The organism is Curtobacterium sp. MCPF17_031 (assembly GCF_003234035.1).
Lineage (GTDB): Bacteria > Actinomycetota > Actinomycetes > Actinomycetales > Microbacteriaceae > Curtobacterium.
Genome location: NZ_QKSG01000008.1, coordinates 98,614 through 111,754 on the forward strand (window position 1 = coordinate 98,614; position 13,141 = coordinate 111,754).

Genomic DNA, 13,141 nt, shown 5'->3' on the forward strand with positions numbered 1-13,141 from the left:
AGACGCACAGGAGGGCCAGCACCGTGACGATCGTTGCACCAGCGCCGACGGACGACTCCGTCGAGCCGCTCACCGAGGACGAGGTCGCCCGCATCCGGGCCGACTTCCCGATCCTGCAGCACGAGGTGAACGGGCAGCCGCTCGCCTACCTCGACTCCGGGGCCACGGCTGAGCGACCCGTGCAGGTCCTCGACGCCGAACGCCGCTTCCTCGAGCACGACAACGCCGCCGTGCACCGCGGCGCACACACCCTCGCCGCGCTGAGCACCGACGCCTACGAGGACGCCCGGGCCACCGTCGCCCGCTTCATCGGCGCCGCGAACCCGTCCGAAGTGGTCTGGACGGCGAACGCCACCGACGCCCTCAACCTCGTCGCGTACGGCATCCGGAACGCCAGCGCCGGCCGCGGTGGTCCCGAGGCCGACCGGTTCAGGATCGGTGCCGGGGACGAGATCCTGGTCACCGAGGCCGAGCACCACGCCAACCTCGTGCCATGGCAGGAGCTCGCCGCGGCCACCGGTGCGACGCTCCGCTGGGTGCCGGTGGACGACACCGGCTGCTGGAGCGCCGCCGACGCACTCGCGCACGTCACCGACCGCACCCGGGTCGTCGCGATCGCCCACGTCTCGAACGTCACCGGCATGATCGCCCCGGTCGCCGAGGTCGTCGCCGCGGCGCACGCGGTCGGGGCCCTCGTCGTCCTGGACGCCTGCCAGTCCGCGCCGCACCGTCCGCTCGACGTGCGCGCACTGGACGTCGACTTCGCCGCGTTCTCCGGGCACAAGATGCTCGGACCGAACGGCATCGGCGTGCTGTGGGGGCGCCAGGCCCTGCTCGACGCGCTGCCGCCGTTCCGCACCGGTGGGTCCATGATCACGACCGTGACGATGGAGCACACCGACTTCATGCCGGCACCCGAGCGCTTCGAGGCCGGGACCCAACCCGTGTCCCAGGCCGTGGCGCTCGCCGAGGCCGTCCGGTACCTGGAACGGATCGGCATGCAGCGGGTGCAGGCGCACGAGGAGCACCTGGCGCAGCGGATGCTCACCGGGCTCACCGCGGTGCCGGGCATCACCGTCGTCGGGCCGCCCGCCGGGGTCGCGCGCAGCGGCCTGGCCTCGTTCGTCGTCGACGGGGTGCACGCCCACGACGTGTCGCAGTACCTCGACGCGCAGGGCATCGCCGTCCGGTCGGGCCACCACTGCGCCCAGCCGCTGCACCGCCGGCTCGGCCTGACCGCCACCAGCCGGGCGAGCACCTACGTCTACACGACCGAGCAGGACGTCGACCGCTTCGTCACCGCCGTCAGCGAGATCCGCGGGTACTTCGGCGCCGACGCGGAGGACGCCTCGTGAGCAGCCTCGACAGCCTGTACCAGCAGGTCATCCTGGACCACGCCAAGGCCCGGCACGGTGACGGCCCGCTCGAGCACGCCGACGCCGAGCACTTCGAACGGAACCCGACGTGCGGGGACGAGATCACCGTGCGGCTGCGTCTGGAGCCCGGCACCGACCGCATCGCCGAGGTCGCCTGGCAGGGGGACGGGTGCTCGATCTCGATGGCGTCCGCTTCGGTCCTGACCGACATGGCCGTCGGGCGGACCGTTCCGGAGCTCCTCGCCCTGACCGAGGAGTTCCGCACGATGATGCGCTCCCGCGGTGCCGGCGAGCCGGACGAGGACGTGCTCGAGGACCTCGTCGCGTTCCACGGTGTCTCGAAGTTCGTCATGCGCGTCAAGTGCGGGATGCTCGCCTGGGTCGCCGCCGAGACGGCGGCGCAGCAGGCGGTCGCGGCGCGCTGAGGCGCGTCCCGCGCCGAGGGCGCGGATCGGCGGCAGCCCACCGGACGGGAGGTGCGGTGCCAGCGGGTGCCGTGCCTCCCGTCGCCGTGTCTCCCGTCTGACGCGCCCGCCTCCGACGCCGGTCAGTCGGCGACGTCGGCGACGTCAGCCGGGTCGGGCTGCCGGTCGGCTCCATCGCTGCGGAGCGACCGGACCATGCTCCGCAGGAGTCGTCTGGCGGCTGCGCGGTCGTCCTCGTCGAGGTCGCCGAGCATCCGGTCCTCGACGGAGCGGACGGCAGCGGTCGCCGCGGCCAGGTCCCGCCGCCCACGATCGGTCAGTCGTGCCGGCATGACCCTGCCGGCACGGGCCTCGGTGGGCCTCGTGACGACTCCGTCCCGCTCCAGTGTCCGCAGGAGGACGTTCATCGACTGCCGGGTCACGAACGTGCCGCGGGCCAGTTCGGAGTTCGACGAACCCGGGCGCTGGGCGAGCAGTTCCAGGCAGGCGTAGTGCGTCACGGTCATGCCGAGCGGCCTGAGGACGGCCTCCATCGACGCACGGAGCGCGCTCGCGGTCTCCTTGAGGAGGTACCCGATCGAGGTCGGCAGGTCAACGCCGTGTCCGTCTTGACTCATGTCAGAAGTCTGACATACGCTCGTCCATGTCAGAAGCCTGACATCAACAGAAGGAGCAACCCCATGCCCGTCACCGGCCCCGACTTCGTCTCCCTGCAGGTCCGCGACCTCGACGCGTCGCAGGCGTTCTACGAGCGGTACCTCGGCCTGGTCCGCTCGCCCGCCGGCCCCCCGCACGCCGTGGTCTTCACCACGACACCGGTCGCCTTCGCGCTGCGGGACATCGTCCCCGGAACCGACCTCGCCGCGGCGGACCAGCCCGGCGTCGGCGTCGCGCTCTGGCTGCACGGCACCGAGGTCCAGGCGATGCACGACGCTCTGCAGGCCGACGGCCACCGCATCGTCGCCGCGCCGATCGACGGGCCGTTCGGTCGGACGTTCACCTTCGCCGACCCGGACGGCTACCACGTGACGCTGCACGACAAGGCCTGACGCGGTCGTCGGCCCCGCGCGCAGCGCACCGAGCGCGGGGCGGCGGACGTCGGCGTCACGGGGCGTCACGGTCCGTGACGCACCCCCGGTACCCGTCGTACGGTCGCGTCGTGACCACGAACCGCGAGCCCCGGCAGATCCGCTTCAACGCGTTCGACATGAACTGCGTCGCCCACCAGTCCTCCGGACTGTGGCGCCACCCGCGCGACCGTTCCCGGCACTACAACGACCTGTCCTACTGGACCGACCTGGCGAAGACGCTCGAGCGCGGTGCGTTCGACGGCATCTTCATCGCCGACGTCCTGGGCACGTACGACGTGTACGGCGGCACGAACGAAGCGGCGCTCCGTACAGGGTCGCAGGTGCCGGTGAACGACCCGATCCTGCTCGTGTCGGCGATGGCGGCCGTGACCGAGCACCTGGGGTTCGGGATCACCGCCGGCACCGCCTACGAGCACCCGTACCCGTTCGCCCGACGCATCTCGACACTCGACCACCTGACGAAGGGCCGCGTCGGCTGGAACGTCGTCACCGGGTACCTGCCGAGCGCCGCACGCAACATGGGGCAGACCGACCAGCTCAGCCACGACGACCGGTACGACGTCGCCGACGAGTACCTCGAGGTCCTCTACAAGCTGTGGGAGGGCTCGTGGGAGGACGACGCCGTCATCGAGGACCGCGAGACCGGCGTCTTCACCGATCCGGCGAAGGTGCACCCGATCGAACACCACGGCAAGCACTTCGACGTGCCGGGCATCCACTTGTCCGAGCCCTCCGTGCAGCGTTCACCCGTCATCTACCAGGCCGGTGCGTCACCGCGCGGCATCCGCTTCGCGGCCGAGAACGCCGAAGCCGTGTTCGTCGGGGCGCCCACCCTGCCGCAGCTCGCGGTGACCGTCGGCAAGATCCGGGACGCACTGGAGGCTGCTGGTCGCGACCGGTACGCCGCCAAGGTCTACACGCTGCTCACCGTGATCACCGACGAGACCGACGAGCTCGCGCAGGCGAAGTACCGCGACTACCTCTCGTACGCGTCCGAGGAGGGCGCGCTCGTGCTCAACTCCGGCTGGATGGGCGTCGACCTGTCGCAGTACGACCTGGACGAACCGCTCGGCAACATCGAGTCCAACGCCATCCAGTCGGCCGCCGCGAACCTGTCCGCCGCGACGGGTGAGGACGGCACCACCTGGACGGTCCGCGACATCGCGCGTCAGACGGCGATCGGCGGCCTCGGCCCGGTCGAGGTCGGCAGCGGGGCGACGATCGCGCAGCGGCTCGTCGACATCCAGGAGCAGACCGACGTCGACGGGTTCAACCTGGCGTACGCGGTGACTCCGGGCACGTGGGAGGACGTCATCGGGTTCGTCATCCCGGAGCTCCGGGCCCGCGGTGCCTACCCCGAGGGGTACCGCGAGGGGTCACTGCGGAACAAGCTGTCCGGGCGCGGGGACCGGCTGCCGGAGGAGCACCGCGGAGCGTCGTTCCGGGTGCGGGAGCCCGCGTCGGCGTGACGGACTGACCGCCGGAGGTCCGGCCGGCGCCCCGCCGACCGGCGAGGGCACGCAGGGCTGACCGGCGAGGCCACGCAGGGGCTCGGTCGTAGGGTGGGCGGGTGATGGAGTCGACGACAGCCGTGCGGGTCGCCGAGCCAGGGTCGCGGGAGTTCGATGCCGCCTGCATCGACCTCTGGGTGGCGGCGGTCGCCGCACGTGACGGTCGCCCCGAGGACCCGGCAGTCCGGGCACGAGCGGCGGAGAAGTTCGCCGCCGGACGCGTCGCCTTCGTGGTCGCGCCGGGGGCAGACGGCGCGGTCCGTGGTTTCGCCCTCGTCACGACACCGGGCAGCGGTGGGGGAGCGAGCCCGTCGGACGCCGCGTACCTGAGCCTGCTCGCCGTCGATCCGTCGGCGCAGGGCAGCGGTCTCGGCCGGGCGCTCCTCGTCGCCGCGGTGCAGGAAGCCCGCGCCGCCGGACACGAGCACTGCATGCTGCACGCGCTCGAGGACAACGCCCCCGCCCTCCGCCTCTACCGCAGCGCGGGGTTCCGGCCGGTCGGCGAGCCGTTCCCGCACGCGCTGAGCGGCCGACCGACGCGGACCTACGTGGTCTGACCCGCGCCTCCCGGCCGGGACGGCACGACCGGCGCCCAGTCGCCCTGCCCGGCGGCCCGACCGTCCCCGGAGGACCGACCCGTCACTCGACGCCGGACCCACGGGACGACGTGGTCGCGGTAGTACCGGAGTTCCTCGCCCACCGACGTCTTCGTCGGGTCCGGCACGCGCGGGACCGCGGCCTCCGGACCGTCGGCGATCGCGTGCAGTGCCAGGTCGGCGACCCGCTGGTGTCCGAGCGGGTTCATGTGCAGGCGGTCCTCGGACCAGAACTCGGCGCGGCCGAGGTGCGCGTCGCGTGAGACGTCGACGAACGGCAGCCCGCGCTCGCGACTGAACCCGGTCAGCGCCTCGGCCCAGGCGTCACCGCGGGCGTTGATGAGCCGTCCGAGGGGCAGCCGTGCACTCGGGTCCGCGGGGCTGAGCAGTGCGAGCCGGATCCCATGGGCGGCGACGACGTCCGCGGCCTCGGCCAGGCGTCCGAGCAGCACGTCGACGTCGTAGCCGGGGCGGAGCATGTCGTTGCCGCCGCCGCAGAAGGTGATGAGCGTCGGTGCCGGGTCGAGGGCGAGGGCGGCGTCCAGCTGCCCGTCGAGGACCCCCGCGAGCAGACGACCGCGGATCGCCAGGTTGGCGTACGACACCGGCCGGGACAGGTGGTCCGCCAGGCCGACTGCCAGGCGCCCCGCCCAGCCGGGGAACGGGACGTCCCCGTCGTCGCCGACACCCTCGGAGAAGCTGTCCCCGATGGCGACGTAGCGGACGGGATCGGTGCGGGCGGGCACGGCGGACATGGTCCTCCTCGGTGAGACTCGGTCGTGGCGTCATCCATCGTGCTCCTCATGCGCAGGCCGTGCTGAGGGAAGGCTGCCCTCACCACGAAATGCCCGGTCAGGGCAGCCTTCCCTTGCTGGTGCGATCAGCTGACAAGTGCTTTCCTTTCCTCATGTCGACCGCTGCTGACCTCGCGCTCCCCGTCACCGGGCACGACGACGCCACGAGCGCCGCCCGCCTGAACTGGTTGCGCGCCGGGGTCCTGGGCGCCAACGACGGCATCGTGTCCGTCGCCGCCGTCCTCGTCGGTGTCGCCGGGACCGGCGCGGCCGCCGGACCGGTCCTGGCCGCGGGTACTGCTGCCCTCGTCGGTGGCGCCGTGTCGATGGCGCTCGGCGAGTACGTGTCCGTCAGCGGCGCCCGTGACGCCCAGCGCACCGGGCAGGCCGCACACCAGGCACAGCTCGAGGCCGAGTCCGAGGACCAGGCCACCATCGCCGCGCACTACCGCGGGCTCGGGGTCTCCCCGGACGTCGCCGACACCGTCGCCGCCGAACTCGTGCGCCCCGAGGTCCGGGGCCGCCGTGCCGCCGCCGCCCTCCGCGACGCCGAGGACGAGGTCGTCAGCCCCTGGCGCGCCGCCTGGGTCTCCGCCGCGACCTTCACCGTCGGTGCCGCCCTGCCGTTCCTCGCGATGCTGCTCGCCCCGGCGTCGAGCCAGATCCTCGTCACCGTCGTCGCCGTCCTCATCGCGCTCGCCGTCACCGGCACCACCGGCGCGACCCTCGGTGGCGCACCCCGCGGTCGGGCGACCGTCCGCGTCGTGCTCGGGGGAGCACTCGCACTCGCTGCCACCTACGGCGCCGGGACCCTGCTCGGGGCACACGTGTCCTGACGCGCGTGCGCGGCGCTCGACGGGCGGGTCGCGTCGCGTCGCGCACGTCGCCTCGCGTCGTGCGCGTGGGTCCGGCCCGAGATGCCGAAATGCCGGCATCTCGCGGGTCGAGACGCCAGCATCTCGGCACCCGGACGATCTGCGTGCGGTGAGTTGCGACATCACGTGACGCGCGGCGGTGAGGTGGGACGTGGGTGCGGTAGCGCGCCGACGGACGGGAGGCCCGGACCGCGTGACCGACGTCGGTCACGTGATCCGGGCCTCCCGTCCGGCACGGCGCCGGGTCAGTCCGCGGCGGTCAGCACCGCCTTCGGCACCCGGTGCAGCGTGACGGCACCGACCGCATCGAACGGGTGCAGCGGGTCCGGAGCGCCGGACCCCGTCGGCCCGCCGAGCTTCGAGTCGCCCACGGCGCTGAGCACCGCGTAGGCGTCGTCCGGGGTCCAGCCGTGCTCGTCGACGAGGAACGCGAAGGCGTCCTCGTACCCGCGGCGGATGCTCTCCTGCACCGGCTCGCCGAGCCCGACGAAGAGCCACTCGTCGTCGGTCTCGATGCGTGGCGCGCGGAGCGCGGGGCCGCCCTTGACCAGGTCGACGGAGACGACGGCGGTGCCCTGCGCTTCGATCGCGACGAACGAGGACTCGCCCTCGGCCATGATCGCGTGGATGTCGCCGATCGACAGCAGCGCGCCCGGTACCCGGACCGGCAGGTACACCGTCGAGCCGGGGCGGGCCTCGGTGACGTCCATGTTCCCGCCCTCGGCGTACGCGGGCATGATCGTGGAGTTCTCGCCCTCTGCCGGTGCGGTGCCGATGCAGCCGATCATCGGCCGGACCGGGAAGGCGTGCCTGTTCGAGACCCGTACGACGCCGTCCTCGATCGGGCAGCGGCGGGTGAACACCCGGTCGCCCATCACGTGCTGCAACGCTCCGGAGCCGGGCAGCGAGACCGACCAGCCGTGCGTGGTCAGCTCGATGTCGTGGATCGTCACCGCGAGGGTGTCGCCCGGTTCAGCGCCCTCGACGTACACCGGACCCGTCACCGGGTTGATCGGTGCCTGCAGCTGGGCCATGTCGTGGTGCTCGTCGAGTTCGGCGTAGACGGCGTCGGTCGTCTCGAAGCCGATCGTCTCGCCGGTGCCGGGGGCGATCGTCAGCACGGGCTCCCGGTCGGCGGAGTACCCGGGACGGCCGAGCGTGTTCGGCAGGTGGTGGTCGGCGGTCATCGGTGGTCCTCGTCCGTCGAGATCGGGCTGGCGGTCGTGCTGCTGGCGGGCGCGCCGGTGGGGTCGCCTTCACCCAGGGTGCCCGGCTCCTCGGAACCGACATCGGTGGAACGGCCGGTGGAGCGGTAGTACAGGAAGACGCCGGCGCCGACGATGAGCCAGACGATGCCGCCGACCTTCGCCTCGACGGCCGCGTTGAGCAGCACGTACCCGATGATCAGGAACCCGATCAGCGGCACGACCAGGTGCTGCAGCCAGTTGCGCGACTTCCCCTTCACGATGTGGTGCACGAACACCGACACGTGCAGGAGCATGAAGCCGAACAGGGCACCGAAGTTCACCAGCGACGAGATCGTGTCGATCTGCCCGACGAAGAACAGCACCAGGATCGCGGACAGCACCGAGACGACGAGGATCGCGTTCTGCGGGACCTGACGGCCGTTGAGCTTGTGCAGGAAGGCGGGCAGCTGCCGGTCACGGCTCATCGAGAACAGCAGGCGGCTCGTCGCAGCCTGCGCGGCCATGGCGTTCGCGATGCCCACGGCCAGGACGTTGACCGCGAAGAACGCCGTCGCCCACCCGCTCGACGACGCCTGCTCGACGATCGTGAAGAACGCGTTGCCCGCCTCGCTGTCCGAGAAGGAGTCACGGCCGGCGGCGAGGGCGCTGGCGAGCCAGGTCTGCACGACGAACAGGAACGCGACGATGACGAGCGCCAGGATCATCGCGAGACCGGCGCCGCCGCGGCGGCCGGTGGACTCCTCGGACAGCGTGGAGATGCCGTCGAAGCCCAGGAAGCTCAGCACCGCGATCGACAGCGCGGAGGCGATCAGTGGAGCCGACACCTTCGCCGGGTCGAACACCTGGTCGGTGCTGAAGGACGCTCCCGGAACCGTGCCACCGGTCAGGGCGACGATCGCGATGACGACGAAGACGACCACGAACACGAGCTCGATGAGCAGGAAGATCCGGTTCGCCAGCTTCAGGGACGACACCCCGGCCAGGTTGATGACGGTGTTGATCGCCACGAAGACGAGCGCCCACAGCCACCGCGGGGTGCCCGGGAAGATGCCGACCATGCTCTCGGCCGCGAACACGTAGAGCAGGGTCGGGACGAGCAGGTAGTCGAGCAGGATCGCCCAGCCGGCGAAGAAGCCCGCCGTCGGGTGGATACCACGGCCGACGTACGAGAAGACGCTGCCGGCCAGGGGGATCGACTTCGCCATCTGGGCGTAGGCCAGGGCCGTGAAGATCATCGCGACGAGGCCGACCAGGTAGACGAGCGGCACCATGCCGGACGACGCGTTGTAGACGGTGCCGAAGATCGCCCACGGGGCGATCGGCACCATGAAGACGAGCCCGTAGACGAGCAGGTCGGTGGTGGAGACGGAGCGTTTGAGCTCCTGCTTGTAGCCGTAGGCCTCGAGCTGCTGCTGTGCGGAGAGCTCGCTGTGCTGCTGCGACATGTCGGGTTCCGTTTCGGGGAGGAGGGACGGTGCAGGGATGGGCGGGTCAGCCGGTGGGCTGGGCGTCGTGCTCGGCCAGGAAGGCGCCGATGACGCGACGGAACTCCTGCGGCTGCTCCAGGTGGGTGCAGTGGCTGGCGCCGGGGAAGACGTGCTGGCGTGCGTCCGTGATGTGCTGCACGAACGGCTGCCAGGTGGCGGGGGTCGCTTCGTCGTGCTCACCGGCGACGACGAGGGTCGGGACGTCCACCTGGTCGAGGCGGTCGATGACGGACCAGTCCCGCAGCGAGCCGATGACGTGGAACTCGTTCGGCCCGTTCATCGTGTGGTAGACGGTCGGCTCCGCTTCCATCTGCTCCTCGGAGGCCACGAAGTCCGCGGGCATCGGGACCACTCGGCAGACGTGGCGCTCGTAGAAGACCTGGGTGGCGGCGAGGTACTCCGGGTCCTCGACGGTGCCCGCGGCCTCGTGCCGGGTGAGGGCGTCCTGCACGTCGTCGGGCAGCTGCGCACGGAGTTCCGCCGCCCCGTCGACCCACAGCTGCATGGATGCGGGGGAGTTGCAGATCGACAGGCTCGCGATGCCGCCCGGTCGTCGGACGGCGATCTCGGCTCCGAGCATGCCGCCCCACGACTGCCCGAGGACGTGGTGCTCGCCGAGGTCCAGGTGTGCGACGAGCGCGAGGTACTCGTCGACGAAGAGCTGCGGCTGCCAGAGGTCGGCGGGGGCGTCGGGGCGGTGGCTGCTCCGGCCGCAACCGAACTGGTCGTGGTGCACCACCGTCCGACCCGTCTCGTCGGCGAAGGCCTCGAGGTTCCGGAGGTAGTCGTGGGCCATCCCCGGGCCGCCGTGCAGCACGACGAGGGGCAGCGCACCCGGGACGGGGCGGTCGGGTTCGGTGATCCGGTACCAGGTCTCGCCGTCCTGGAACGGCATCGTGCTCTCGGTGATGCGGGACATGGGGTGAGCATGGCCCGTCCAAAGGTCCCAGGCAAGACCTTTTCCGCTCGTTTAACGTGGCCGTAACAGGACACCCGGGCGACCGGGGTCAGGGTGGAGGGCGGAAGGGGTGCCGGTGACCGATCGCGCGACGGAGACCCGGGTCGACGAGGTCGAGGACCGGCTCGTGACCGCGGTTGCCGTCGGTGAGTACCTCCCCGGCTCCCGGCTGCCACCCGAACGCGAACTCGCCGGCCTGCTCGGGGTCGCCCGCGTCACGGTCCGCGGCGCGCTCGCCCGGCTCGTCGACCGCGGGTTGCTCGAGACCCGACGCGGCCGGGGCGGCGGGACCTTCGTCCGCGACCAGGAGGCCGGCGCCGCCTCGGACTCGGTGGGGCGCACGCTCCTGGCACGGTGGGCGGGGATCCAGGACACGGCCGACGCGATCGCGATCCTGCACGGTGCGCTCGCCGCAGCCGCCGCCGAACGGATCACCGCGGACCAGGCGGCCGGACTCCGGGAACGACTCGAGGCCTTCCGCACCGCGACCTCGGGGTTCGCCAAGCAGCAGGCCGACGCGGTCCTGCACCGCAGCATCATCGACGCAGCGCAGAACGACGTGCTCCGCACCACGCTCGCGTCGCTCGAGTCGCAGATCTCGATCGCGGCTCCGGCGCACCTCTGGGGGACCGTCGACGGGATGGCGGCGATGGAGGCCCGGGCGCTGCGGGACCACGAGGAACTGGTCGAGGCAGTCTGTGCGGGACGGGTGGCGGACGCCGGGCGCATCGCACGGCAGCACGTGGGGATCGACGTCGAGTTGCTGGAGCGCGCGATGCTCCGGGCGGGACAGGTGCCGACCGGGCCGGTGTGACGATGCCGGACGGGGAGGGCAGGGACACGGGAGGCCCGTGGCGGAGTCGCCACGGGCCTCCCGTGCTGCTGGTGCTGCTGGTGTGGTGCTGCCGGTGTCGTCCGGGTCAGACGTCGCGGCGCTTGGCGACGGTCATCGCCAGGGCGTTCACGACGACGACCTCGGCCAGGAGCACACCGGCACCGCTCCAGCCGTTGAGCGTGATGCCCTTCGGCGCGGGGGCACCCGAGTCGAACTGGTACAGGTGGGCACCGGCCGCGTCGGGCAGGAACTGGGTCACGTCGTTCAGCCAGTCGAGGTTCGCCAGCCCGGCGACGAGGCTGATGACCACGGGCAGGACCAGCAGGATGCCGAGCGTGATCGCGATGCCGCCCGCGCTCGAACGGACGAGCAGGCCGATACCGAAGGCGAGCAGTGCCAGCAGGGTGACGTCCACCGACGCACCGAGGATCGGCATCCAGACGGACGGGTCGGCCAGGTCGGGTTCGAGTCCCTTGCCGACCTGCAGGGCCGTCGAGATCGCGACGCCGATCCAGTTCGCCACCGCGCTGACGACGAAGGTGGTGACCGCGAGGACGGTCGCCTTCGCGACCAGGGCGCCGAGCCGACCGGGGTCGGCGGTGAAGGTCGACCGGATCTGTCCGGTGGCGTACTCGCCGGTGATGATGAGCACACCGAGCACGCCCACGACCAGGGCGGTCAGGTAGACGCTGATCGTGTTGATGCTGACGATCATGGCGTTCGCGCCGACGGTGCTCTGCTCGGCCCGTCCCGGTTCGAAGGCGGACCCGAGCAGGACGGCCAGGCCGAGGGTCAGGACGGCGATGACGGCGTAGCACCAGAACGTCGACCGGATGCTCCGGAACTTGATCCACTCGCTGCGGACGAGTCGGGTGTAGCCGAGGTGCACGTCGCGCGAGGACAGGTCCCCACGGTGGCGGTGCTGCTGGGTCGTCGGCTGGTCGGTCTTCTGCGGGGCGCTCATCGGGCTCCCTCCGATCGGTACTCGACGTCGTCGCGGGTGAGGGCCATGTAGGCCTCTTCCAGGCTCGCGCCGGTCGGGGTGAGTTCGTGCAGGACGACGCCGGCGCGGGCGGCGATGTCGCCGACGGTCGGTGCGTCCGGTCCGACGACGAGGAACGAGCCGTCCTCGCGCTGGGTGACCGTCGCGTTCGGGCCGATGGCGGTGAACAACTGGTCCGGCATCGGGGTGCGGACGACGACGCGCGCCAGGCTCACGTTGCCCGCGTGGTCACCGGCACCGGCGACGAACTCGGCGATCGGGGCGTCGGCGAGCACCTTGCCACGACCGAGCACGACCACGCGGTCGGCGGTCTGGGCCATTTCGCTCATCAGGTGGCTGGAGAGGAACACGGTCCGGCCCTCTCCGGCCATCCGACGGGCGAGCTGTCGGACCCAGAGGACCCCGTCGGGGTCCAGGCCGTTCACGGGCTCGTCGAGGATCAGGGTCTGCGGGTCGCCGAGCAGCGCTGCGGCGATCCCGAGCCGCTGCCCCATGCCGAGCGAGAAGCCGCCGACCCGCTTGCGGGCGACGGACTCGATGCCGGTCATGTCCATGACCTCGTGCACCCGCCGCTTCGGGATGCCGTGCGTCGCGGCGAGCGCGAGGAGGTGGTTGTACGCGCTCCGACCGGAGTGCACCGCCTTCGCCTCGAGCAGTGCGCCGACCTGCCGGAGCGGGTCGCGGTAGCTCTGGTACGGGCGGCCGTTCACCGTCGCCGTACCGGAGGTCGGCTCGTCGAGCCCCATGATCATGCGCATGGTCGTCGACTTGCCGGCGCCGTTCGGGCCGAGGAAGCCGGTGACGCTGCCGGGGTGCACGACGAACGAGACGTCGTCGACCGCGAGTTTGGGGCCGTAGCGCTTGGAGAGGTGCTGTACTTCGATCATCGCCGCCCACCGTACGGGGACGCCGGAGCCGGCCGCCTCCCCCTGGAGGCGGAGATCGCGACCTGCCTCGTGATCCTGCCGAGCGCCTCCCGTCG

At 71.8% G+C, this 13,141-nt stretch carries 14 protein-coding genes; 7 read left to right on the forward strand and 7 right to left on the reverse strand.

From position 1 onward, the window contains the following. Window positions 1-23 precede the first annotated feature (23 nt). Both DEJ31_RS12345 and sufU read left to right on the forward strand, forming a co-directional pair. Window positions 24-1,355 (forward strand): SufS family cysteine desulfurase, encoded by a 1,332-nt coding sequence (locus DEJ31_RS12345; RefSeq protein ID WP_375537626.1) that lies wholly within the window; start codon window positions 24-26, stop codon window positions 1,353-1,355. After that, window positions 1,352-1,801, forward strand: a complete 450-nt coding sequence (gene sufU, locus DEJ31_RS12350; RefSeq protein ID WP_111078978.1) for a Fe-S cluster assembly sulfur transfer protein SufU — start codon at window positions 1,352-1,354, stop codon at window positions 1,799-1,801. Before DEJ31_RS12345 ends, sufU begins: the two co-directional genes overlap by 4 nt. A gap of 122 nt (window positions 1,802-1,923) precedes the next feature. Here sufU and DEJ31_RS12355 read toward each other — a convergent pair whose 3' ends face one another. Further along, entirely contained in the window at window positions 1,924-2,418 is a 495-nt protein-coding gene (locus tag DEJ31_RS12355; RefSeq protein WP_111045248.1) for a MarR family winged helix-turn-helix transcriptional regulator, read from the reverse strand. 63 nt (window positions 2,419-2,481) lie between these two features. On the opposite strand from DEJ31_RS12355, the gene DEJ31_RS12360 reads away from it, so the two are divergent. The 3 genes from DEJ31_RS12360 to DEJ31_RS12370 all read left to right on the forward strand — a co-directional run bounded on the left by DEJ31_RS12360 (window position 2,482) and on the right by DEJ31_RS12370 (window position 4,960). After that, window positions 2,482-2,850, forward strand: a complete 369-nt coding sequence (locus tag DEJ31_RS12360) for a VOC family protein (protein ID WP_111045247.1) — start codon at window positions 2,482-2,484, stop codon at window positions 2,848-2,850. 110 nt (window positions 2,851-2,960) lie between these two features. Further along, a complete protein-coding gene (locus tag DEJ31_RS12365) occupies window positions 2,961-4,361 on the forward strand; it encodes an LLM class flavin-dependent oxidoreductase (RefSeq protein WP_258366286.1) in 1,401 nt (466 codons plus the stop codon). 104 nt (window positions 4,362-4,465) lie between these two features. Further along, a complete protein-coding gene (locus tag DEJ31_RS12370) occupies window positions 4,466-4,960 on the forward strand; it encodes an N-acetyltransferase (RefSeq protein WP_111045246.1) in 495 nt (164 codons plus the stop codon). Here DEJ31_RS12370 and DEJ31_RS12375 read toward each other — a convergent pair. Then, window positions 4,948-5,754 carry an SGNH/GDSL hydrolase family protein gene (locus tag DEJ31_RS12375; protein ID WP_111122008.1) on the reverse strand — a complete coding sequence of 269 codons (807 nt, stop codon included), beginning with the start codon at window positions 5,752-5,754 and terminating at the stop codon, window positions 4,948-4,950. The two genes, DEJ31_RS12370 and DEJ31_RS12375, sit on opposite strands and share 13 nt — an antisense overlap. A 152-nt stretch (window positions 5,755-5,906) precedes the next feature. Between DEJ31_RS12375 and DEJ31_RS12380 the strand changes: the two genes are divergently transcribed. Further along, entirely contained in the window at window positions 5,907-6,629 is a 723-nt protein-coding gene (locus DEJ31_RS12380) for a VIT1/CCC1 transporter family protein (protein ID WP_111045244.1), read from the forward strand. A gap of 284 nt (window positions 6,630-6,913) precedes the next feature. Here the strand turns inward: DEJ31_RS12380 and DEJ31_RS12385 are convergent, their stop codons facing one another. Genes DEJ31_RS12385 through DEJ31_RS12395 form a run of 3 tightly spaced genes read right to left on the reverse strand, consistent with a single transcriptional unit; the run spans window position 6,914 to window position 10,282 of the window. Continuing rightward, complete coding sequence (locus DEJ31_RS12385) at window positions 6,914-7,855, reverse strand: acetamidase/formamidase family protein (protein WP_111122009.1); 942 nt, start codon at window positions 7,853-7,855, stop codon at window positions 6,914-6,916. After that, on the reverse strand, window positions 7,852-9,321 hold the full coding sequence (locus DEJ31_RS12390) for an APC family permease (protein WP_258366287.1): 1,470 nt from the start codon (window positions 9,319-9,321) through the stop codon (window positions 7,852-7,854). The genes DEJ31_RS12385 and DEJ31_RS12390 overlap by 4 nt, the downstream gene beginning before the upstream one ends. 46 nt (window positions 9,322-9,367) lie before the next feature. Then, window positions 9,368-10,282: a proline iminopeptidase-family hydrolase gene (locus tag DEJ31_RS12395; protein WP_110902532.1), complete on the reverse strand. Its 915-nt coding sequence runs from the start codon at window positions 10,280-10,282 to the stop codon at window positions 9,368-9,370. Window positions 10,283-10,397: 115 nt separating this feature from the next. On the opposite strand from DEJ31_RS12395, the gene DEJ31_RS12400 reads away from it, so the two are divergent. Beyond that, window positions 10,398-11,135, forward strand: coding sequence for a FadR/GntR family transcriptional regulator (locus tag DEJ31_RS12400; RefSeq protein WP_111122057.1), 738 nt, complete (start codon window positions 10,398-10,400; stop codon window positions 11,133-11,135). Window positions 11,136-11,241: 106 nt separating this feature from the next. On the opposite strand, the gene DEJ31_RS12405 is transcribed toward DEJ31_RS12400, so the two are convergent. Further along, complete coding sequence (locus DEJ31_RS12405) at window positions 11,242-12,120, reverse strand: ABC transporter permease subunit (RefSeq protein WP_110902533.1); 879 nt, start codon at window positions 12,118-12,120, stop codon at window positions 11,242-11,244. Continuing rightward, the gene (locus DEJ31_RS12410; protein WP_111122010.1) at window positions 12,117-13,046 is read right to left on the reverse strand and encodes an ABC transporter ATP-binding protein; all 930 of its coding nucleotides are present in this window, start codon (window positions 13,044-13,046) and stop codon (window positions 12,117-12,119) included. Before DEJ31_RS12410 ends, DEJ31_RS12405 begins: the two co-directional genes overlap by 4 nt. Window positions 13,047-13,141 lie beyond the last annotated feature (95 nt).